Raw genomic sequence first — 20837 nt, 5'->3', positions numbered from 1 at the left:
ATTCAGTCCTTCTGGTGGTCGAGCCCCGGCTCGATAAGGTCGATGAATTGGCTGAGTTCGGCGATCGCCGCATCAATATCATGTTTTTGCGCTTCAAGCAGCGCGATCCGGTCGCGGCAACGCGCGATTGTGGCCGATCGCTGCGACCGCCGCCCGTCGCCGATGTCGTAGAGATCGAGCAGCTCGCGAATCTCGCCGAGGCTGAAGCCCACGCGCTTGCCCCGCAGGATCCAAGCCAGCCGCGCCCGGTCGCGGTGCGAATAAATGCGCGTCGTCCCGCGCCGCTCGGGCCGGATCAGCCCTTCATCCTCATAGAAACGCAGCGCGCGCGCGGTAACGCCAAATTCAGTCGACAGATCGGAAATGCTGAAGGCTTCGCGATCAGGGCGCGGATCGATCGGCGCATAGGCCGCAAGCGACGGCAGCGAAGACATGCAATCTTACTACCTCACCTTTACGTGAACGTCAATCAATTCCGATCAACTCTGGCAGAGCAATTTGCCTCGCGCGTTGCGTAGCGTTTTCGCCTCGGCAATCGAATCGCTCAGCCGCCGCACATCCAGCGCCGCAAGCGATGCCCGTTGGGTGCAGAGCCGCTCGCATCCGCTCGGCAAACGACCAGGGAAAACGATCCGGTCGCCTTCGAACCGGGCATCGAACGCGCAGCCCGACGCGCCGTCGAACGCTACGTGCAGCGTTTCGCCGACCCGCGTCACCTTGCCGCTGCCGCTGCAACTCTGGTCCTCGCCATAATCGACGTAAACGCCGATCCGGAAGTCGAGCGCGGCGGGCACAATGCAGACGCGGTCGGTATCGCGCGCGAACAGGCCGCTGATATCGGTGCTGTTGGGGTCGGCGATCACACCGGCGCCAATCGCCGCCGTTTCCAGATCGGGCACCGGCGTTGCCGCAGGCTGCTGTGTCCCGCGCTTGCCGCAACCCGCCAGCACGATGGCCAGGAGCGCGACTGCGACCCGCTTCCCCCTCATGCTACCGGCGCGAGCGCCCCGCCTTCGATCCGACGGTAGAAGCAACTCCGCTCACCAGTGTGGCAGGCGGGCCCTGCGGGATCGCAGATCAACCACAGCGCATCCTGATCGCAATCGATCCGCGCCTCGACGACGCGCAGGACGTGTCCCGACGTCTCGCCCTTTTTCCAAAGCCGGTTGCGACTGCGCGACCAGAAAGTGGCCTCGCCGCTCGCCATTGTCGCCGCAAGCGCATCGGCATTCATATGCGCGACCATCAGCACCTGCCCCGCGCGGTCGGTTGCGACGGCGGTGATCAGCCCGTTCGCGTCAAATTTGGGATCGAGGGTCAAGCCGGTTTCGCGCGGGTCCATGCCCGGTCCCTAAACCAAGCAGCCGCCTGAGGGAATCACCCATCGCCGCATCGTCACAGACATCGCACCGCGAATGATGACAAACAGGCGACAAAGGCCTCTGCCGTCCCTATATGGCGGACGCGACAGCCACCCGGCGGGATTCGATGCTGACCACAAACCCTTTCGACGACGACAAGCTGCGTGAAGAATGCGGCATATTCGGCGTCTCCGGCACCGGCGGTGAAGCCTCGGCGCTCGTCGCGCTCGGCCTCCATGCGCTCCAGCATCGCGGTCAGGAAGCAGCGGGCATCACCAGCTGGGACGGACAGCAATTCCACACCCACCGCGCGATGGGGCATGTCGCCGGCAATTTCGACCGCGACGACGTGATCCGCGGGCTTCCGGGCACTGCCGCATGTGGCCATGTCCGCTATTCGACGACCGGCGAGACGGCGCTGCGTAATGTCCAGCCGCTCTATGCCGAGCTTCAGTCGGGCGGGTTCGCGATCGCGCACAACGGCAACATCTCGAACGCCGCACGGCTGCGGCGTGAGCTGGTACGGCGCGGATCGATCTTCCAGTCGACCAGCGATACCGAGACGATCATCCACCTCGTCGCGACCTCCAATTACCGCACCCTGCTTGACAAGTTCATCGACGCGCTCAAGCAGGTCGAAGGTGCCTATTCGCTGGTGGTGATGACGCCCGAGGGGATGATCGGCTGCCGCGATCCGCTCGGCATTCGCCCGCTGGTGATGGGCACGCTCGACGGCGCGATCATCTTCGCTTCGGAAACGGTGGCGCTCGACGTCGTCGGCGCGAGCTTCGTCCGCGCGATCGATCCCGGCGAGCTGGTGATCGTGCAAGGGACCGAGACGCGCTCGATTCACCCCTTCCCCGCCCAGCCATCGCGGCCGTGCATCTTCGAGCATGTCTATTTCTCACGGCCCGACTCAATCGTCGACGAACAGTCGATCTATTCGGTGCGCAAGGCGATCGGCGCGCAGCTCGCGATCGAATCGCCGGTCGATGCCGACCTGGTGATCCCGGTGCCCGATTCAGGCGTGCCGGCGGCGATCGGCTATGCCCAGCAATCGGGCATTCCGTTCGAACTCGGCATCATCCGCTCGCACTATATCGGCCGCACCTTCATCCAGCCGGGCGACAAGGTCCGCCACCTCGGCGTCAAGCTGAAGCACAACGCCAACCGCGCGCTGATTCAGGGCAAGCGCATCATCCTGATCGACGATTCGATCGTGCGCGGCACCACCAGCCTGAAGATCGTGACGATGATGCGCGAAGCTGGCGCTGCCGAAGTGCATATGCGCATCGCCTCGCCCCCGACCCGCCACAGTTGCTTCTACGGCGTCGACACGCCCGAGCGGGCGAAGCTGCTCGCGGCTCAGCTCGATGTCGGCGGCATGACCGACTTCATTCATGCCGACAGCCTCGCCTTCGTCTCGATCGATGGGCTGTACAAGGCGCTCGGCGAAGAGCGCCGCTACGATGCCTCGCCGAGCCACTGCGACGCCTGCTTCACCGGCGATTATCCGACGACGCTGACCGATCAGGACGAAAGCGCGACCGTCGACCAGTTCGCGCTGCTCGCCGAGCGCGTCAATTAACGCTTCCGAGGAAAAATGCCGTGACCGATAAGCCGCTTGCCGACCGAATCGCGCTCGTCACCGGTGCCAGCCGCGGCATCGGCGCGGCGACCGCCAGGGCGCTCGCTGCTGCCGGCGCGCATGTGATCCTGACCGGGCGTACGGTCGGCGGGCTTGAGGAAGTCGAGGACGCGATTTTTGCAGGCGGCGGATCGGCGACCATCGCGCCGATCGACTTTCTGGAACCCGATGCGGTCGCGCGGCTCGGCGTCGCGCTCGGCGGACGCTGGGACCGGCTCGACATTCTCGTCCTTAACGCCGCGATGCTCGGCACGCTCGGCGCCGTCTCGGCGATCGACCCGAAGGAGTTGGCGCGGGTGCTGACGCTCAACGTCAGCGCGCAGGCGTCGCTGCTCGCCGCGTTCGACGCGATGTTGCGCCGGTCGGCGCACGGACGCGTTATCGGCCTCACCTCAACCGTCGCGCGCAAACCGCGTGCCTATTGGGGTGAATATGGCGCATCGAAGGCGGCGTTCGAGGTACTGCTCGGGGCCTATGCGGCCGAAGTCGCGAACATCTCCAAGATCCGCACCGCGATCATCGATCCCGGCGCGACCCGCACGGCAATGCGCGCGCGCGCCTATCCCGGCGAGGATCCGGCGTCGGTCAAACCGCCCGAAACGGTGGCGGCGCGCATCGTCGAATTGCTGATTGCCGATTTCGAAACCGGCCATTTCGAAGCAATCGGAGCGGTCACCGCTTGACGAGCGTGACCTGCGCAACCTCAAGGCCGCCGCCGCGGAACCCGCCTTCGCAATACATCAGATAATATCGCCACAGGTCTATGAAATTACTATCGAAGCGCGGCGGCAGTGCCCCGGCCGAAACGGCTTCGTCGAACTGCCTCCGCCAGCGCCGCAGCGTTTCGGCATAGTCCGCACCGAAAGCCACCCGATCGACCCAGTCGAAGCCCGCGGCCTCGGCCAGCGCGCGGAACCGGCTTTCGGACAACAGCATGCCACCCGGAAAAACATAGGCCTGCACGAAATCGACGTTGGCGGCGTAGCTGTCGAAGATCGCATCGTCGATCGCAATGAATTGGATCGCCGCACGCCCGCCTGGCTTCAGCAACCGGGCAATCGCCGCCAGATAGGCGGGCCAGTAATCCTGCCCGACGGCTTCGACCATTTCGATGCTGACGACCGCATCGAAGCTGCCGGTGACGTCGCGGTAATCCGTCAACGCTACCGTGACCCCCGGCAACCCGCGCGCGGCAACGAACGCTTCCTGCGCCGAAGACAGCGTGATCGCATGCACTTGTCGGCCGGCTGCTGCCGCCTGCGCCGCAAAAGAGCCCCAACCGCAACCGATTTCCAAGATGCGCTCGCCCGGCGCAGTCGCCGTGCGGTCGAGCATCGCGGCAAGCTTGCGCCGCTGCGCCGCTTCAAGACTGTCGGCGGACTCGCCATCGAACAGTGCGCTCGAATAGGTGAGCGTCGGATCGAGCCATGCGGCATAGAAATCGTTGCCGAGGTCGTAATGCGCCTCGATATTGCGCCGCGCGCCACCGCGGTTGTTGCGGTGCAGCCAGTGGAACGCGCGTTTGGCGAGCCGCGCGACGCCGCCCGATCGCCCGGTCTCGCCCAGCGTCCGGCGATTGCGGCTGAACACTTCGAACACCGCGACAGGATCCGGGCTCGCCCATTCGCCCCTGGTCCACGCGACATACCAGCCAGACGACCCGCCGATCGCGAGCCGCGCCAGCGCTTGCCAACTCCGGAGCTCGACGTGCGCCGCCGGTCCCTCACCACGCCCACCGAGCAGCCGCGTCTGCCCATTCGGCAAGCGTGCTTCGATGCTGCCAGCGGCAATTCCGGCGTCGACCTTGTCGATCAGGCGCAGGAAGAACGGCGCGATAAAGCCGATCAATTCGCGCCTTTTGACGGATGAAACGGGAATCGTGGCATTCATCGTCGGATCCCCGTTGCGCCGGTTCGCCGCCCTTAGCCGATTTTCTTCACCGCTTCCAAGGCGCGCGCGCGCGCGTCGCGGTGCCCGATCCGTTTCGGCGGATAATCGCGCGGGCGGCGGCCATATTCATCGGGATCGTGCAGCGCGGGCTCGGGCACGTCGCGCAATTCGGGCACCCAGCGGCGGATGTAACCCGCGGCGTCGAACTTCTCCGACTGGCTGAGCGGGGCCATGATCCGCACGAACATGTTCGAATCGACGCCGGTACCGGCATTCCATTGCCAATTGACCGCGTTCGATCCGTAATCGGCATCGACCAGACAGTCCCAGAACCATTGCTCGCCACGCCGCCAGTCGATCAGCAGATGCTTGATCAGGAACGAGGCCGTGATCATCCGCACGCGGTTATGCATCCACCCGGTTGTCCAGAGCTGCCGCATCCCTGCATCGACGATCGGATAGCCGGTCTGCCCTTGCTGCCATGACGTCAGATCAGCGTCCGCCTCGGGTCCCTCGCGCCACGGAAAGGCGTCGAAGCCAGTGCGGGCATTGGCCGATCCATAGTCGGGCAGCTGGAGAATGACGTTCTGCGCGTAATCGCGCCAGCCGAGTTCGGCGAGGAACTTGTCGACCGACCCGCCGCGCCCGGCCGCGCGATGCCAGATCGTCGTGGGCGAGATTTCGCCGAAGTGCAGATGCGGCGACAGGCGCGACGTGCCCTCGATCGATGGCAGATCGCGCCGGTCGCCATAGCCCGGTGCCGCGTCGAGAAAGGTCTCGAGACGAGTCATCGCCCCCGCCTCGCCCGGCATCCATTCGCTCTCGAACCCGCGCGCCCAATTGGGTCGCGTGGGCAGCAGAGCCCAGTCATCAAGATAATCGCTCGCCGGCCAGGTCGAGGGCGCCGGGATCGATGCAGGCGCCGCAATGGGTCGCGCAGGCGGCATGGTTGCCGAAAGTGCCCGCCAGAACGGGGTGAAAATCTTGTACGGTGCCCCTGCCCCGGTCGTGATCGACCCCGCCGGTGCAAGGTAATTGCCGTCGTGCAGCCTCAGGTCGAGCGCCTTGGCAACCGCCTTTTCGGCATTGCGCCACCACGGCTCGTAATGGCGCAGTGCGTGGATGCGGGTTGCACCAACCTCTTCGGCAAGCGCCGCCAGCACCGCTTCGCTGCGCCCGCGCCGCAGGATCAGCCGCGATCCCTTGGCGCGCAGATCGCGATCGAGGCTGGCAAGGCTATGGTGCAGCCACCAGCGTGAAGCCCCGCCCATCCTGCGATGCTTCGGCGTTTCGTCATCGAGTACATAGACCGGCACCACCGGCCCTTCGGCCACGGCCCCGGCCAGCGCCGCCTGATCAATGAGCCGAAGGTCGCGCCGCAGCCACAGGATCGTGGCCATCAGCTCTCCTGATGATGCGCGTTCTCGACCGTCCAGGTCTGCCCCTTGGCGACGAGCTTCTGCAGATCGGCGACCTTGCCGCGCGACGCCGACTCATTCTGGCCAACCACGGCCTCCTCGAACGTCGGCTTCGGGTCGTCGTAAAGCACACCGAGGGCCATCGGGAAGTCGCCGAAGGGGAGTTCGACCAGCATATGCGCCACGGTGCGGTTGGTGACGTCGTGAACGATCACGCCCGCCGCTTCCCAATTGCCGTCGATGACATCGACGACGATCGGCGTCAGCGTCATGTGATCGATCGCGATGCCCTTCGATCCGTCCGCGAACAGCATCGGCTTGCCATGTTCGAGCCAGAGCTGATGCCCGGCCGCATTGGTCTTCGCCGTGAATTCCTCGAACACTTCATCGTTGTAGACGATACAGTTCTGAAAGATTTCGACGAAGGCTGCGCCCTTGTGGTGGTACGCCGCCTTGAGCACGCTCGGCAGGTTCTTGTGCACGTCGATGCCGCGCGCGACGAACCGGGCGCCCGACCCAAGCGCAAAGGCGCAGGGCTTGGCGGGATGGTCGACCGAACCATAGGGAGTCGACGGCGAGCGCGTGCCTTCGCGGCTGGTCGGCGAATATTGGCCTTTGGTCAGGCCATAGATCTCGTTGTTGAACAGGATCAGCTGGCAGTTCAGGTTGCGCCGCAGCAGGTGCATCGTGTGATTGCCGCCGATCGACAGCGCGTCGCCGTCGCCGGTGATGATCCACACGTCGAGCGCCGGATTGGCGAGCTTCACCCCTGTCGCGACCGCGCAGGCGCGGCCGTGGATCGTATGGAAGCCATAGGTTTCCATATAATAGGGAAAACGCGACGAGCAGCCGATGCCGCTGACAAACACCGTGTTTTCCGGCGTCGCGCCAATCTCGGGCATCGTGCGCTGCATCGCCTTGAGGATCGCATAATCGCCGCAACCGGGGCACCAGCGCACTTCCTGATCGGACTCCCAATCCTTGGGGGTCGTGGTGCGGGCGATCGGGGTCATGTCGTTCATGGTGTGCGTCCTTATGCCAGCATCGCGTCGATCGCTTCTTCGATCTCGAAGATGCGGAAGGGCTGGCCTGAAACCTTGTTGAGCGGCTTGGCGTCGACCAGAAACTGGTCGCGCAGCAAGGTCTTGAGCTGCCCCGTGTTCATTTCGGGTACGAGGATCCGCTCATAACCCTTCAGAAGATCGCCCAGATTGGCGGGCATCGGCCAGATGTGGCGGATGTGGATGTGCGCGACATCCTGCTCGCGGCGCAATGCACGGCGGACCGCCTGATGGATCGGGCCATAGGTCGATCCCCAGCCGACCACCGCCAGCTTGCCCGAGGTCGCGCCCAGCGACACGTCCTGGTCGGGCACCTTGACCCCCAGCACCTTGTTCATGCGGGTGTCGGTCATCGCCTGGTGGTTGGCGGCGCTATAGTCGATGTTGCCGGTGCCTTGCGCCTTTTCGATCCCGCCGATGCGGTGGAGCAGTCCCGGCGTCCCCGGCTTTACCCAAGGCCGTGCGAGTTTCTCGTCACGGCCATAAGGCAGGAAGCCGCCTTCGGGCACATGATCGAGGAACGTCACCGGGAACGGCGTGTAACCGCTCATGTCAGGCACTTTCCACGGCTCGGCGGCATTGGCGATATAGCCGTCGGTCAGCACCATCACGGGCGTCATATATTGCGTGGCAATCCGCACCGCCTCGATCGCAACGTCGAAGCAATCGGCGGCGGAGCGCGCGGCGATGACCGGCATCGGCGCATCGCCGTTGCGGCCATAGACAGCTTGGTAAAGGTCCGACTGCTCGGTCTTGGTCGGTAGGCCGGTCGACGGCCCGCCACGCTGCGAATTGATGATGACGAGCGGCAGCTCGGTCATGATCGCAAGGCCCATCGCCTCGCCTTTCAGCGCAATGCCGGGTCCGGACGACGAGGTGACCCCGAGCTGGCCGGCATAGGACGCGCCAATCGCTGATGCGATCGCGGCAATCTCGTCCTCGGCCTGGAAGGTCGTGACGTGGAATTCCTTCAACCGCGCCAGATGGTGCAGGATCGCCGACGCCGGCGTGATCGGATAGCCGCCGAAGAACATCGGCAGATCGGCAAGCTGCGCGCCCGCCACCAGCCCGAGCGACATCGCCTCGGCGCCCGTCACCGTCCGGTAGAGGCCCGGCTCGACATCGGCGGGGTCGACATGCTGCTGGCGCAAGCGGTGCGCACCGAGCCCGCCGCCGCCAATCTCGGCCGTCTCGCCATAAGCGTGCCCGGCGTTGAGCGCAGCGATATTGGCCTCGGCCAGGACTTCATTCTTGGCGAATTTGGTGCGTAGCCAGTCGATGATCGGCTGACGTCGCCGGTCGAACATCCAGAGCGCCAGCCCCAGCGTCCACATGTTCTTGCAGCGCAGCGCTTCCTTGTTGCCGAGCCCGAACGGCTTCACCGATTCGAGCGTCAACGCCGAAATGTCGAAGGCAAGAAGCTGCCACTTTGCGAGGCTGCCGTCCTTGAGCGGATTGCTATCGTACTTCGCCTTGGCGAGATTGCGGTCGCCGAATTCGCCTTCGTCGGCGATCACCAGCCCGCCGGGCTTGAGCTGATCGATATTGGTCTTGAGCGCCGCCGGGTTCATCGCGATCAGCACGTCGGGCGCGTCACCCGCGGTCTCGATCTCGGTCGAGCCGAAGTTGATCTGGAACGCCGACACGCCGAACAGCGTCCCCTGCGGTGCACGGATTTCTGCCGGAAAGTCGGGGAAAGTCGCCAGATCATTGCCCGACAGCGCGGTCGACAGCGTGAACTGCCCGCCGGTCAGCTGCATCCCGTCGCCCGAGTCGCCCGCGAAACGAACCACCACTGATTCGGCGGGCGGCGTAGCGTCTGGTTCTTCGGGAAGGAGCGTATGGGTGGCGGTCGCCATTGTCGTGTTCCTGTAATCTTCAGTGTGCGCGGTCTAATCCGGTGCTGCCCGGTCCCCAAGCCGAAAAATGCGTAAGTGGCCTAAAGTCGCGGTTTGTGAACGCCGCGCCGAGCGTGAGGATCGAGGTTGTGTGGCGCGCGGCAACTTCGCGCGCGTCGCTGCCGTAGCCGCCGCCGAGCGTCGAGGCGAGTGGCAGCCCCCGCTCGATCGCAACCTGCGCGACCAGCCGGTCGCGCGCGATCAATCCTTCGGCGGACAGGTTCAGCCGCCCCAGCCGGTCCCCGCCGAACGGGTCGACACCCGCTTGGTAGAGGATCAGGTCGGGCCGCACCTGCTCGACGAGCGGCAGCAGCGTCGTCTCGAGCGCGTCGAGATAGGCAGCATCGCCAATACCGTCCGGCAGCGGCACGTCGAGCGTCGAGCGGCCTTTTCGCACCGGAAAATTCTTGTCGGCGTGGATCGAATAGGTGGCGATCCCCGGCCGGCCTGCCGTTAGCGCCGCGGTGCCGTCGCCCTGATGAACATCGCAATCGACGATCAGCACTTGCCCAACCCCTTCGGCGACCAGCCGAACCGCGGCGATCGCGAGGTCATTGAACACGCAATAACCCGCGCCGGTATCTGCCAGCGCATGATGGCTGCCGCCTGCGCTGTTCGCGGCAAAGCCGTGTTCCAATGCCAGCCGCGCGGCGAGGTAAGTGCCGCCTGGCACCGTGACGGCGCGCCGCGCCACCAGCGGGGTTACCGCAAAGCCGATGCGCCGTTCTTTCAACGGCGGCACGCGCGCTTCGATCACTTCATCGACGTAATCGGCATCGTGCACTGCCTCGATCCAGCGGCGCGGCATCGGCTCGGGCGTGTGCCATGCAACCGCCGCGCCGCTCTCGACCAGCAAGTCGCGGACAAGGCTGTTCTTGTTCCACTGATGGGCCGACCGCGCCGGCGCCGGCGCGACGTAATCGGGGTGATGGACGACGGCGAACACGCCGCCTAGGTAGGACGCCGAGGCGCTACGCGCCAGTCGATCAGGAGAGCCCGCATGACCGAGCATTTTACCCGCCCCGATGTCGCCCAGTTGCTGGCGATGCTCAACGTCCTGCCGGGGCCGAAAATGCACGAGCTACCGCCCGAAGGCGCCCGCGCGATTTATGTTGCGAGCAAGGACATGGTCGACCTGCCGCTCGGCGAGCTGGCCGTGATCCGCGATCTCGAAGCGCCCGGCCCGGTCGGGCCGATTCCGCTTCGCCTGTTCGATGCGCGCGCCGACCGCGCGGCCGGTCCGGTGGTTGTATTCTTCCACGGCGGCGGCTTCGTGATCGGCGATCTCGACACGCATGCCAGCTTTTGCGCGGAGATGAGCCGCCAGCTCGATCTGCCGGTAATCGCTGTGCATTACCGGCTGGCGCCCGAACACCCCTTCCCCGCCGCGCCCGAGGATTGCGAGGCGGCCGCGCGCTGGATCGCGAGCAGCCCCGCGGAACTGGGGCTGACCGTGACCGGGCTGGTGCCGGCTGGCGACAGCGCGGGCGGCAATCTGACGGTCGTAACGGCGATGGCGCTGCGAGATGCGCCTGCCGCTGTGCCCGTGATCGCCCAGTTCCCGATCTATCCGACGGTCGACAAGGCCGAGCATTACGCTTCCTACGACCTGTTCAACCAAGGCCGGGTGCTGACCAAGGAAGGCATGGCGTGGTTCGACGCGGCCTATGCGACAATCGAAGGCGACTGGCGCGGCGCGCCGCTCCACGCGAGCCACAAGGACATGCCGCCCACCGTGGTGCTGACCGCCGGACTCGATCCGCTGCGCGATCAAGGCCGCGCCTATGCCTCGGCGCTGATCGCGGTGGGCGTGCCGGTCGTGTATCGCGAGGCGGCCGGCAACATCCACGGCTTCGTGACGATGCGAAAGGCGATTCCCTCGGCCCAGCAAGATGTCGCCGGGGCGCTTGCTGCGCTCAAGGCGATCATCGCCGAGGCGACTGCATGAGCGACCTCCCCTATCGCCCCTGCGCCGGCATCCTCATCCAAAACCGTGCGGGGCAGGTCTTCGTCGGGCAACGCATCGATACCGCCGTCGAGGCTTGGCAGCCGCCGCAGGGCGGCATCGACGATGGCGAGGACGGGCTGACCGCGGCGCTGCGCGAGATGCGCGAGGAAACCGGCATCTTGCCCGACAAGGTGGCCCTGATCGCCGAGGCCCCGGGCGAATTCTTCTACGATCTGCCCGAGGAGTTGATTGGCCGCCTCTGGAAAGGCAGATGGCGCGGCCAGCGCCAGCGCTGGTATCTGTTCCGCTTTCACGGGCAGGACAGCGACATCGACATCGCCACCGAGCATCAGGAATTCCGGGCGTGGCGCTGGGTCGAGCCCGCTCAGGTGATCGAGCTGGCGGTGGACTTCAAGCAGCAACTTTATCGTGACGTTATGGCGGCGCTCGCCGACCATCTCGGCCCTCAATAAGGCTTGGCGATCATCAGCCAGGTCGCCGCGACGAGCGGCACCGTTGCGATTAAGCCCCATATAATCCAGCGCCAGCTATCGCGGCGATAGCTGTCGGGAATATCTCCACCCTTGGCAAAGCCACGCGCGGTCTTTGCCTGCCGGATCTGGATCGGCACCAGAATTGCCAACCACATCAGCCCGGCAATGACGAACAGGACCTGGCTCCACAGCAGCCATTTCGGCCCGAATGGATCGACGCCGGCGATCCATGCCGCGCCATAACCGCCGACCATCGTCAGCACGACACCCCAGAATGTCAGACTCCAGTCGGTGATCGTCACCAGCCGCTGGGCAAAGCCGATGATCCGCGGGTCGCCGGTGCCGTCGGCAAAGACTTTCCAGATCGCGCTGGCAGTGATGTTGCCCATCAGCATCACGACGCCGGTGATGTGCAGGAATTTCGCGATCTCATAGGCCATTGTCGGCGATCCAACTCTGCGGGGCCGCCGTCGTCAAGCAAATCGGTGGAGTGCCGCGTGCGAAACGGCTAAGCCGCCGCCCATGCCGACGCTTTCAGCCGCCGAAACCGCGCTTATCGATCACGCCCGTGCGGCGCCGATGCTCGATCAGGTGCTCGCATGGTGCGCGGTCAACTCAGGGACGCGGAATCTGGCGGGCGTCGCGGCAATGGCGGACCTGCTCGCCGATGCCTTTGCGGTGCTGCCGGGCAGCGTTGAACTGATCGAGCCGGGGCCGGTCGAAACCGTGCTGCCAGATGGCAGCCGGACAGCGATCGACCATGGCCGCCATCTGCTGGTGACAGTGCGGCCGACGGCATCGCTCCAGCTATTGTTCACGGGCCATCTCGACACTGTCTATCCCGTCGACCATCCGTTTCAGGCGACGCACTGGATCGAGCCCGGCGTGCTCGGCGGTCCCGGCGTTGCCGATATGAAGGGCGGCATTGCGTTGCTGCTGGCGGCACTCAAGGCCATCGAAGCCAGCCCATTTGCTGACGACCTCGGCTATCAGGTGATGATCGGGTCGGATGAGGAAACCGGATCGCTATCGTCGGCGGCGCTGATCGCCGATGTGGCACGCGACAAGCTCGCCGCCTTCACTTATGAGCCCGCGCTGCCCGATGGCACGCTCGCGGGCGCGCGCGGCGGCACCGGCAATTTCTCGATCACAATTCATGGCAAGAGTGCCCATGCCGGGCGCAATCCGGACGAGGGGCGCAATGCCGTGCTCGCCGCCGCGGACCTCGCGCTGCGGCTGGCCGAGGCGCGCGGGCCGATGCTGGCGGTCAACCCGGCGCGGATCGAAGGCGGCGGACCGAACAATGTCGTCCCCGATCTCGCGATCCTGCGCGTCAATTTCCGCCCAAAGGACGAGGCAGCGATTGCTGCCGCCCGAGCGCATCTTGATGCGAGCATCGCCGCCGTCGCCGCCGCGCATGACGTGCGCATCGACTGCCACGGCGCCTTCAACCGGCCACCCAAACCGATCAGCCCCGATGCCGCAAAGCTGTTCGATGTCGTCAAATCCGCCGGCGCCGATCTTGGTCTGACGATCGGCTGGCGTGACACCGGCGGTGTGTGCGACGGCAACAACATCGCCGCCTGCGGTGTCCCCGTTGTCGATACCATGGGCGCGCGCGGCGGCGCGATCCATTCGAGCGACGAATATCTGATCGTCGAATCGCTGCCCGAGCGCGCCGCGCTGTCCGCGCTCGCCATTGCCCGCATTGTCCAGAAAGGCCGTTTGTGAGCTTCGTCATCCGCGCCGCGCGCGAATCCGACCTTCAGCCGTTGTATGAGATGGCGAAGCTGACCGGCGGAGGCTTCACCAACTTGCCCGCCGACCGCGGCGCCTTGCGCGCCAAGCTCGATCGCAGCAACGCCGCCTTTGCCCGGACCGAAGGGCCGCTCGCCGATGAGCTGTTCGTGCTCGTGCTCGAAAACACCGCGACCGGTGATGTACGCGGCACCTGCCAGATCTTCACGCAGGTCGGGCAGAGTCATCCTTTCTACAGCTACCGGCTGGGCACGCTGACGCAGCACAGTCGGGAATTGGGGCGCACTTTCCGTGCCGAGATGCTGGCGCTGACCACCGATCTCGAAGGGTGCAGCGAAGTCGGCGGGCTGTTCCTCCACCCTGCCGAGCGCGCTGGCGGCCTTGGCATGCTGCTCGCGCGCAGCCGCTATCTGTTCATGGCGGAACACCGCGCACGCTTCGCCGACCGCGTGCTCGCCGAACTGCGCGGCGTGATCGACGAAGCCGGCGGGTCGCCCTTCTGGGACGGGTTGGCCGGGCGTTTCTTCGGGATGAATTTTCAGGACGCCGACCAGTTCAACGCGACGCACGGCCACCAGTTCATCGCCGATCTGTTCCCCAAGCACCCGATCTACACCGCGATGCTGTCGGAGACGGCGCGCGCGGCGATCGGCATTCCGCATCCGTCTGGTCGCGCCGCAATGCGGATGCTGGAAAATGAAGGCTTTGCGTTCGAAAAATATGTCGACATCTTCGATGGCGGTCCGACGATGATCGCCAAGACCGACCAGGTGAAATCGATCCGTGACGCGCGCCGGACGACGCTGATCGCGACTGATCTCGACGGCGGCGACGCGGCGATCATTGCCAGCGGCAGGCTGCAAAACTTCCGATGCACCTATGGGCGGCTGCGCGAAGCGGGGCCGGGCGCGGTGATCGATCCCGATTGCGCGGCCCGGATTGGCGCGGACATCGACGGCCAAATCCTTTACGTATCGCGCGCATGATCGAAATCAACTTCGACGGGCTGATCGGCCCCAGCCACAATTATGCCGGGCTCAGCCTCGGCAATCTCGCCGCGACCGGCAATGCGGGTCAAGTGTCGCACCCGCGCGCGGCGGCGCTCCAAGGCATCGCCAAGATGCGCGCCAACATCGCGCTCGGGCTAACGCAGGGAATCTTGTTGCCGCATGCCCGGCCCGACCATCGCTGGCTGGCGAGCCTCGCGACCGACTATGCCGCGGCACCGCCCGAGATGAAGGCGCAGGCACTGTCGGCATCGGCGATGTGGGCCGCGAACGCCGCGACCGTCTCGCCCGCGCCCGATACAGCCGATGGCAGGACCCATCTGACCGTCGCCAACCTGCTGACCATGCCGCACCGCAGCCACGAATGGCCAGAGACGCTTGCCCAGTTGCGCATCGCCTTCGCTCACCCCGCTTTCGCCGTGCATTGCCCGGTGCCGCCGCCGTTCGGTGACGAAGGCGCGGCCAATCACATGCGGATGGCGACAGCGCATGATGCGCCCGGCATCGAGATCTTCGTCTATGGCGAGCGTGGCGGCCCCTTCCCTGCGCGCCAGAGCCGGGTCGCCAGCGAAGCGATTGCCCGCGCGCACCGGCTCGACCCTGCCCGCACGATCTTTGCCGAACAGAACCCCGAAGCGATTGCCGCGGGCGCGTTTCACAATGACGTCGTCGCGGTCGCGAACGGCCCGGTGCTGTTCGCCCATGAGCAGGCCTTTGCCGACCGCGACGCTGTCTATTCGGCAATCACTGCTGCCCTGCCCACCGCGCAGATCGTCGAAGTTCCGGCGAGTGCTATCAGCCTTGCCGATGCGGTCAGCTCTTATCTGTTCAACGCGCAGCTGGTGGCGTTGCCTGATGGCACGATGGCGTTGATCGTGCCCGAAGAGGCGCGCGCCAACGTCCGCGTCTGGGCGTGGTTGCAGGCGATGCTTGCGGGCAATGGGCCGATCCGCCGCGTCGAAGTGGTCGATGTCCGCGAATCGATGGCCAATGGCGGCGGCCCGGCCTGTCTGCGGCTGCGCGTGGTCGCCGACCCGGCCACGGTCGATCCGCGCTTTCTGGTCGATGACGCCAAGCTCGACCGGCTTGCCGATGTCGCCACGTCGCATTGGCCCGAAACGATTGAATCTCGAGACATCGCTTCGCCCGCGCTGGTCGCCGACATCGAACGCGCCCGCGCTGCCCTTCTCGATGCGCTCGACCTGTCGGATTCATTGACAGTTAACCACGTCGCTTAAGCCGAAATCGGCGCAAATCCACGCTTGGCCCGCCGCTTGCTTAAAGCTTGGACATGTGGCGCAAGTTCATCAGCCTGTTCGTCATCAAGAACAAGTTCGAAGCGTTTGTCGTGATCTACGCGCTCGGCCTCGGCGCGGTCGAGCGCGGCGCGCATTATCTTCAGCAATATCCGGGCTTCGGTGGCTGGCTGTTGTTCAGCGTCTGCCCGATCGCGGTGTTCATGGCGGGCGCGCGCATTCTCGACTCAGTCGAACGGCGCGACATGGACTAGCCGCGAAATCGGCATCGCCGATGACATAGGTTTCAGTGACGACAGGATAACTTCGTCGCATTGCCCGCTCCGGCGACTAACTAGCGCCCATGCTACCGCTCACGCATTTGCAGCGGCTTGAGGCCGAAAGCATCCACATCCTGCGCGAAGTCGTCGCCGAAGCCGACAAGCCGGTGATGCTCTATTCGGTCGGCAAGGATTCAGCCGTGATGCTGCATCTCGCGCGCAAAGCCTTCCATCCCGCGCCGCCGCCCTTCCCGCTGCTCCACGTCGACACGACATGGAAGTTCAAGGCGATGTACGCGATGCGCGAACGCGCCGCTGAAACCGCCGGCATGGAACTGATCGTCCACCGCAATGCCGAGGCGGAAACGCTCGGCATCAATCCATTCGACCACGGCAGCCGTCACACCGACATGTGGAAGACTGAAGGGTTGAAGCAGGCGCTCGGCGCCCACGGGTTCGACGTGGCCTTCGGCGGCGCGCGACGCGACGAAGAAAAGAGCCGCGCCAAGGAACGCATATTCAGCTTCCGCTCGGCCAGCCAGCGGTGGGACCCGCGCCAGCAGCGTCCCGAACTCTGGCGGCTCTGCAATGCCCGCAAGCACGCAGGCGAGAGCATCCGCGTTTTCCCCCTCTCCAATTGGACCGAGCTCGACATCTGGCACTATATCCAGGCCGAGGGCATCGACATCGTCCCGCTCTATTTCAGCGCGCCGCGCCCGACCTTCGTCCATCAGGGCCAGTTGTTGATGGCCGACGACATCGACCGGGTAGAGCGCGCGCTCGGTCGCCGAATCGAGATAACCGAACGCTGGGTTCGCTTCCGCACGCTCGGCTGCTTCCCGCTGACCGCCGCGGTTGAAAGCCGGGCGACGACGCTGTCCGACGTCATTCAGGAAATGCTGCTGACAACCACCTCCGAGCGCGAGGGTCGCCTGATCGACCATGATCAGGCCGCGAGCATGGAAAAGAAAAAGGCGGAGGGATATTTCTGATGGCAACCGCGCCAGCCTATGCACCCGACCCGGCGATTGCCGAGGATGTCGATGCCTATCTCGCGCGGCATTCGGCCAAATCGCTGCTGCGGTTCATCACCTGCGGCTCGGTCGATGACGGCAAGTCGACGCTGATCGGGCGGCTGCTTTACGATACGCGGATGATCTTCGACGATCAGCTTGCGGCCCTGAAGGCCGACAGCAAGCGCGTCGGGACGCAGGGTGGCGACATCGATTTCGCGCTCCTCGTCGATGGTCTTGCCGCCGAGCGCGAACAGGGCATCACGATCGATGTCGCCTATCGCTTCTTCGCGACCGACAAGCGCAAGTTCATCGTCGCCGACACGCCGGGGCACGAGCAATACACCCGCAACATGGTGACCGGCGCATCGACCGCCGATCTCGCCGTGATTCTCGTCGACGCGCGGAAAGGTCTGCTGACGCAGACGCGGCGGCACAGCTATCTCGCCAAACTGATCGGCATCGGTCGGATCGTGCTTGCGGTGAACAAGATGGACTTGGTCGGCTATCACCGCGCGACTTTCGACGCGATTGCCGCCGATTATGCCGCCTTCGCCGAGTCGATCGGATTGGCGAACGTCACCGCCATTCCAATCTCGGGCTTCCGGGGCGACAATGTTGCCGCGCGATCGGCCGCGATGCCCTGGTATGCGGGGTCGACGCTGATCGAGTATCTCGAAAGCGTTGAGGTCGATGGCGATGCCACGACCCGGCAGCCGTTCGCGCTGCCGGTGCAATGGGTTAACCGCCCCGATCTCGATTTCCGCGGCTTTGCCGGGCAGATCGCGCGCGGCACCGTCCGCCCGGGTGACCGCGTGCGGGTGCTGCCGTCGGGCAAGCTCAGCACGGTCGATCGCATCGTCACTTTCGACGGCGACCTGCCCCAAGCTGTCGCCGGGCAATCAGTGACGCTGACGCTCAGCGACGAAATCGATTGCGCGCGCGGCGACGTGATTGCTGCCGCCGACGCCCCGCCGGAAGTCTCGGATCAATTCTCCGCAACGATCGTCTGGATGGACGACACGCCGATGCTGCCGGGTCGACCCTATCTGATGAAGATCGGCGCCCAGACGGTTTCGGCGACATTGCGCGCGCCCGACCACCGCATCGACGTCAACACGCTCCAGCGGCTGTCGGCGCGCACGCTTAGCCTCAACGACATCGGCGTGCTCGATTTTGCGATCGACCGGCCAATCGTGTTCACGCCCTATGCCGACAGCGTCGATCTGGGCGGGTTCATCCTGATCGACCGGGCGACCAACGCGACGGTCGGCGCGGGCATGATCCGCCACGCACTCCGCCGCGCGAGCAACGTCCACTGGCAAGCGATTGACGTGACGCCGCAAGCCCGCGCCGCGATCAAGGGGCAGCAACCGCGGCTGCTGTGGTTCACCGGCCTGTCGGGATCGGGCAAGTCGACGATTGCCAATCTGGTCGAACGCAAGCTGCACGCGCTCGGGCGGCACAGCTTCCTGCTTGACGGCGACAATCTCCGTCACGGGCTCAACCGCGATCTCGGCTTCAGCGACGCCGACCGCGTGGAGAACATCCGCCGCGCCGGCGAAGTGGCGCGATTGATGGCCGATGCCGGGCTGATCGTGATCACGGCCTTCATCTCGCCCTTTCGCGCCGAACGTGCCATGGTGCGCGCGATGCTGCCCGCCGACCAGTTCGTCGAGATTTTCATCGACACCCCGCTGAACGTTGCCGAAGCGCGCGACGTGAAGGGGCTCTATGCCCGCGCCCGCGCCGGCGAAATCCCCAACTTCACCGGCATTTCGAGCGCCTATGAAGCCCCCGAATCGCCCGATCTGCACATCGACACGACCAAGGAAAGCGCCGAGGAAGCCGCTAATCGCATCGTCGAGCATATCGTCGGCGTCTGGAGCTACGCGCTGTGACTCCTTTGGCTGCGTCCGATGTCGTGCGCGCAGCCCATGCCGCCGATGCCGACCTGGCCGAGACGATTGCCACCGAAGCCGGGGCGCTGCTCCGCGAGATCATGTCGAGCGCGACCTGCTCGCCGGTCGAGCTCGGCAAGCGCGGTGACCTTGAGGCCAACAGCCTGATCCTCGACCGGCTCCACGCCGCGCGACCGCATGATTTCGTCCTGTCCGAGGAATCGCACGACGATGGCGCGCGGTGCGGCGCGCGACGCGTCTGGATCATCGATCCGCTCGACGGCACGCGCGATTATTCGGACCGGCTCGGCGATTATGCCGTACATGTCGGGCTCGCGGTCGATGGCGTGCCGACGCTGGGCGCGGTGTGTCTGCCGGCATCGGGCAAGACCTATTGCAGCCTGCGCCCGCCGCTGCTGCCGCCCCCCCACGATGGCCCGCCGCGCATCGCCGTCAGCCGCACCCGCGCGCCGCTGCTCGCGCAAGCCGTCGCCGATGCGATCGGCGGCGTGCTCGTGCCGATGGGGTCGGCGGGGTACAAGGCGATGGCAGTGCTGATCGGCAAGGCCGACATCTACCTTCATTCGGGCGGCCAGTTCGAATGGGACAATTGCGCGCCCGCAGCCGTTGCGATGGCGGCTGGGCTGCACGCCTCGCGCATCGACGGCAGCCCGCTCGTCTACAATTGCGCCGATCCGTTGCTGCCCGACCTGCTGATCTGCCGCCCGGAATGGGCGAAGCCGGTGCTGGAAGCGATTGCGGCGGCTTAGCGCGGCTCCCCCCAGACTTCGAGATGGCCGTGCCGCAGCACCGGCCGGCTGGTACGCAAGGCCAGCATCGCCCCCAACCCCGCTGCCTCAAACGTCGGCTTGGCAGCGGGTGCGACATTCGCCCGCAATCGGTCGAGCAGCCAGAAGCGATAGGGCATCACTGCCGAGGCAATCCGATGCCCGCGCCAGTCGAACTGCGCGAGGCCGATCCCCCGCGCGCCGGGATTGTCGAGGCCGTTGGTGCCCGCCACCAGATCAGGCCGCGCCGCCAGCCAGTCGTTCGCGAACGCGACATGCGCGGCCAGTTCGGGCAGGAAATCCGCGGCCACGAAGCGCATCAGCGCGGCCAGCGTCTCCGGCACGCTATCGCCCGCGATCAGCGCTTCTCCCCGTGCGGCATGTCCGCCGAGCTGCGCTTGGGCTGAATTCATCCGCTCCACCCAGCGCCAGACATGGTGATAGCCCGATTTCATGATCGTCGCGGGATGCGGATCGCGCCCCAGATGCGGATAGAGCGGTGCGATCAGGCCATAATCGCCGCGAGTCGGCCGCCCGCCAAGCAGATAGGGATAAGCGGCAAAATGCGCGTCGAGCAGGGCCAGCAAGTCGAGATAGCTCGCCTCGATCGTCGGGATGGTCTCGGGCTCGATGCCGAAACTCAGCCCCGCCTTGCGCATCCGACCGCTGGCGGCGGCGAAGACCGCCGCCTCGGCATCACCGGCCGCCTGCGGCATCAGGCCGCTCACAAAATCGCGCCGCAGGAAGGCGAGATTCTGCGCATCGAAATTCCAGCGATAATGCATCGCCGCGCGCAGCATCCCCTCGCCGCCGAACATCTCGAACAAATGGCCGATCGCGCGGTGAACCGGCGTATCGGGGTCGGCCGGCATGCGCACGCCCTGCGCTTCATAATGATCGATGATCGCAACGCCGTCCTGGATGATCGTGCCGTCGGGCAACACCAGCACCGGGATGATCCAGCGCCCGACCGCCTGCGTGATCGCGGGCCAGGCTGGATCAGCGGGGATCGCTTCCTCGAAATCGATCCGCTGCTTGATCAGATAGCTGCGCGCCCGCGCCGTATAGAGCGAGCCGGGCATGCCGAACAGCTTGGCGGTCACATCTTTCCTCCCCGATTGTCGGGAGAGGATGTG

The 20837-nt window shown here is 65.5% G+C and carries 21 protein-coding genes; 11 read left to right on the top strand and 10 right to left on the bottom strand.

Features of this window, described 5'->3' with window-relative positions; all coding sequences use genetic code 11:
* Positions 1-2 precede the first annotated feature (2 nt).
* The 3 genes from AX672_RS09720 to hisI are packed head-to-tail and all read right to left on the bottom strand — an operon-like array spanning position 3 to position 1342.
* Positions 3-434 (bottom strand): MerR family transcriptional regulator, encoded by a 432-nt coding sequence (locus AX672_RS09720; protein ID WP_066650945.1) that lies wholly within the window; start codon positions 432-434, stop codon positions 3-5.
* Positions 435-479: 45 nt separating this feature from the next.
* Positions 480-989 (bottom strand): hypothetical protein, encoded by a 510-nt coding sequence (locus tag AX672_RS09715; protein ID WP_066650944.1) that lies wholly within the window; start codon positions 987-989, stop codon positions 480-482.
* Positions 986-1342, bottom strand: coding sequence for a phosphoribosyl-AMP cyclohydrolase (gene hisI / locus AX672_RS09710; RefSeq protein ID WP_066650943.1), 357 nt, complete (start codon positions 1340-1342; stop codon positions 986-988). The genes AX672_RS09715 and hisI overlap by 4 nt, the downstream gene beginning before the upstream one ends.
* A gap of 146 nt (positions 1343-1488) precedes the next feature.
* Here hisI and purF point away from each other — a divergent pair, with 146 nt between their 5' ends.
* Both purF and AX672_RS09700 read left to right on the top strand, forming a co-directional pair.
* Positions 1489-2949 (top strand): amidophosphoribosyltransferase, encoded by a 1461-nt coding sequence (gene purF / locus AX672_RS09705; protein ID WP_066650961.1) that lies wholly within the window; start codon positions 1489-1491, stop codon positions 2947-2949.
* A gap of 20 nt (positions 2950-2969) precedes the next feature.
* A complete protein-coding gene (locus AX672_RS09700) occupies positions 2970-3692 on the top strand; it encodes an SDR family NAD(P)-dependent oxidoreductase (RefSeq protein ID WP_066650942.1) in 723 nt (240 codons plus the stop codon).
* On the opposite strand, the gene AX672_RS09695 is transcribed toward AX672_RS09700, so the two are convergent.
* Genes AX672_RS09695 through AX672_RS09675 form a run of 5 tightly spaced genes read right to left on the bottom strand, consistent with a single transcriptional unit; the run spans position 3682 to position 10222 of the window.
* On the bottom strand, positions 3682-4899 hold the full coding sequence (locus tag AX672_RS09695) for an SAM-dependent methyltransferase (RefSeq protein ID WP_066650941.1): 1218 nt from the start codon (positions 4897-4899) through the stop codon (positions 3682-3684). The genes AX672_RS09700 and AX672_RS09695 overlap by 11 nt on opposite strands.
* A 32-nt stretch (positions 4900-4931) precedes the next feature.
* Positions 4932-6299: a cryptochrome/photolyase family protein gene (locus AX672_RS09690; protein ID WP_066650940.1), complete on the bottom strand. Its 1368-nt coding sequence runs from the start codon at positions 6297-6299 to the stop codon at positions 4932-4934.
* A complete protein-coding gene (locus AX672_RS09685) occupies positions 6299-7339 on the bottom strand; it encodes a 2-oxoacid:ferredoxin oxidoreductase subunit beta (protein WP_066650939.1) in 1041 nt (346 codons plus the stop codon). Before AX672_RS09685 ends, AX672_RS09690 begins: the two co-directional genes overlap by 1 nt.
* An 11-nt stretch (positions 7340-7350) precedes the next feature.
* Entirely contained in the window at positions 7351-9237 is a 1887-nt protein-coding gene (locus AX672_RS09680) for a 2-oxoacid:acceptor oxidoreductase subunit alpha (RefSeq protein WP_066650938.1), read from the bottom strand.
* Between the two features lie 19 nt (positions 9238-9256).
* Complete coding sequence (locus AX672_RS09675) at positions 9257-10222, bottom strand: histone deacetylase family protein (protein WP_066650937.1); 966 nt, start codon at positions 10220-10222, stop codon at positions 9257-9259.
* Positions 10223-10276: 54 nt separating this feature from the next.
* Here AX672_RS09675 and AX672_RS09670 point away from each other — a divergent pair, with 54 nt between their 5' ends.
* Positions 10277-11224 (top strand): alpha/beta hydrolase, encoded by a 948-nt coding sequence (locus tag AX672_RS09670; protein WP_066650936.1) that lies wholly within the window; start codon positions 10277-10279, stop codon positions 11222-11224.
* Positions 11221-11697 carry an RNA pyrophosphohydrolase gene (locus AX672_RS09665; RefSeq protein ID WP_066650935.1) on the top strand — a complete coding sequence of 159 codons (477 nt, stop codon included), beginning with the start codon at positions 11221-11223 and terminating at the stop codon, positions 11695-11697. Before AX672_RS09670 ends, AX672_RS09665 begins: the two co-directional genes overlap by 4 nt.
* Here the strand turns inward: AX672_RS09665 and AX672_RS09660 are convergent.
* Positions 11691-12158 (bottom strand): DUF2269 family protein, encoded by a 468-nt coding sequence (locus AX672_RS09660; RefSeq protein WP_066650934.1) that lies wholly within the window; start codon positions 12156-12158, stop codon positions 11691-11693. The genes AX672_RS09665 and AX672_RS09660 overlap by 7 nt on opposite strands.
* Positions 12159-12240: 82 nt before the next feature.
* Here AX672_RS09660 and AX672_RS09655 point away from each other — a divergent pair, with 82 nt between their 5' ends.
* From AX672_RS09655 to AX672_RS09625, 7 genes are all read left to right on the top strand, one after another.
* Positions 12241-13449, top strand: coding sequence for a hydrolase (locus AX672_RS09655; RefSeq protein ID WP_066650933.1), 1209 nt, complete (start codon positions 12241-12243; stop codon positions 13447-13449).
* On the top strand, positions 13446-14462 hold the full coding sequence (locus AX672_RS09650) for an arginine N-succinyltransferase (protein WP_066650932.1): 1017 nt from the start codon (positions 13446-13448) through the stop codon (positions 14460-14462). The genes AX672_RS09655 and AX672_RS09650 overlap by 4 nt, the downstream gene beginning before the upstream one ends.
* Entirely contained in the window at positions 14459-15721 is a 1263-nt protein-coding gene (locus AX672_RS09645) for an N-succinylarginine dihydrolase (protein ID WP_066650931.1), read from the top strand. Before AX672_RS09650 ends, AX672_RS09645 begins: the two co-directional genes overlap by 4 nt.
* Before the next feature lie 53 nt (positions 15722-15774).
* Positions 15775-15993, top strand: coding sequence for a hypothetical protein (locus AX672_RS09640; protein ID WP_066650930.1), 219 nt, complete (start codon positions 15775-15777; stop codon positions 15991-15993).
* 89 nt (positions 15994-16082) lie between these two features.
* The gene (gene cysD, locus AX672_RS09635; RefSeq protein WP_066650929.1) at positions 16083-16991 is read left to right on the top strand and encodes a sulfate adenylyltransferase subunit CysD; all 909 of its coding nucleotides are present in this window, start codon (positions 16083-16085) and stop codon (positions 16989-16991) included.
* A complete protein-coding gene (gene cysN / locus AX672_RS09630; protein WP_066650928.1) occupies positions 16991-18913 on the top strand; it encodes a sulfate adenylyltransferase subunit CysN in 1923 nt (640 codons plus the stop codon). Before cysD ends, cysN begins: the two co-directional genes overlap by 1 nt.
* The gene (locus AX672_RS09625) at positions 18910-19683 is read left to right on the top strand and encodes a 3'(2'),5'-bisphosphate nucleotidase CysQ (protein WP_269454046.1); all 774 of its coding nucleotides are present in this window, start codon (positions 18910-18912) and stop codon (positions 19681-19683) included. The genes cysN and AX672_RS09625 overlap by 4 nt, the downstream gene beginning before the upstream one ends.
* Here AX672_RS09625 and AX672_RS09620 read toward each other — a convergent pair.
* Positions 19680-20804: a glutathione S-transferase N-terminal domain-containing protein gene (locus AX672_RS09620; RefSeq protein ID WP_066650927.1), complete on the bottom strand. Its 1125-nt coding sequence runs from the start codon at positions 20802-20804 to the stop codon at positions 19680-19682. The genes AX672_RS09625 and AX672_RS09620 overlap by 4 nt on opposite strands.
* Between the last annotated feature and the right edge of the window lie 33 nt (positions 20805-20837).

This window comes from Sphingomonas sp. CCH10-B3, assembly GCF_001556185.1.
Lineage (GTDB): Bacteria > Pseudomonadota > Alphaproteobacteria > Sphingomonadales > Sphingomonadaceae > Sphingomonas > Sphingomonas aquatica.
Note: the sequence above shows the minus strand (reverse complement) of the source record. Positions and strands in the feature narration are given on the sequence as shown.

What these genes read in the sequence shown, in the direction of transcription:
- AX672_RS09720 (WP_066650945.1), bottom strand. Translation starts at nt 434, where the DNA reads ATGTCTTCGCTGCCGTCGCTTGCGGCCTATGCGCCGATCGATCCGCGC.
- AX672_RS09715 (WP_066650944.1), bottom strand. Translation starts at nt 989, where the DNA reads ATGAGGGGGAAGCGGGTCGCAGTCGCGCTCCTGGCCATCGTGCTGGCG.
- hisI (WP_066650943.1), bottom strand. Translation starts at nt 1,342, where the DNA reads ATGGACCCGCGCGAAACCGGCTTGACCCTCGATCCCAAATTTGACGCG.
- purF (WP_066650961.1), top strand. Translation starts at nt 1,489, where the DNA reads ATGCTGACCACAAACCCTTTCGACGACGACAAGCTGCGTGAAGAATGC.
- AX672_RS09695 (WP_066650941.1), bottom strand. Translation starts at nt 4,899, where the DNA reads ATGAATGCCACGATTCCCGTTTCATCCGTCAAAAGGCGCGAATTGATC.
- AX672_RS09690 (WP_066650940.1), bottom strand. Translation starts at nt 6,299, where the DNA reads ATGGCCACGATCCTGTGGCTGCGGCGCGACCTTCGGCTCATTGATCAG.
- AX672_RS09685 (WP_066650939.1), bottom strand. Translation starts at nt 7,339, where the DNA reads ATGAACGACATGACCCCGATCGCCCGCACCACGACCCCCAAGGATTGG.
- AX672_RS09680 (WP_066650938.1), bottom strand. Translation starts at nt 9,237, where the DNA reads ATGGCGACCGCCACCCATACGCTCCTTCCCGAAGAACCAGACGCTACG.
- AX672_RS09670 (WP_066650936.1), top strand. Translation starts at nt 10,277, where the DNA reads ATGACCGAGCATTTTACCCGCCCCGATGTCGCCCAGTTGCTGGCGATG.
- AX672_RS09665 (WP_066650935.1), top strand. Translation starts at nt 11,221, where the DNA reads ATGAGCGACCTCCCCTATCGCCCCTGCGCCGGCATCCTCATCCAAAAC.
- AX672_RS09660 (WP_066650934.1), bottom strand. Translation starts at nt 12,158, where the DNA reads ATGGCCTATGAGATCGCGAAATTCCTGCACATCACCGGCGTCGTGATG.
- AX672_RS09655 (WP_066650933.1), top strand. Translation starts at nt 12,241, where the DNA reads ATGCCGACGCTTTCAGCCGCCGAAACCGCGCTTATCGATCACGCCCGT.
- AX672_RS09645 (WP_066650931.1), top strand. Translation starts at nt 14,459, where the DNA reads ATGATCGAAATCAACTTCGACGGGCTGATCGGCCCCAGCCACAATTAT.
- AX672_RS09640 (WP_066650930.1), top strand. Translation starts at nt 15,775, where the DNA reads ATGTGGCGCAAGTTCATCAGCCTGTTCGTCATCAAGAACAAGTTCGAA.
- cysD (WP_066650929.1), top strand. Translation starts at nt 16,083, where the DNA reads ATGCTACCGCTCACGCATTTGCAGCGGCTTGAGGCCGAAAGCATCCAC.
- cysN (WP_066650928.1), top strand. Translation starts at nt 16,991, where the DNA reads ATGGCAACCGCGCCAGCCTATGCACCCGACCCGGCGATTGCCGAGGAT.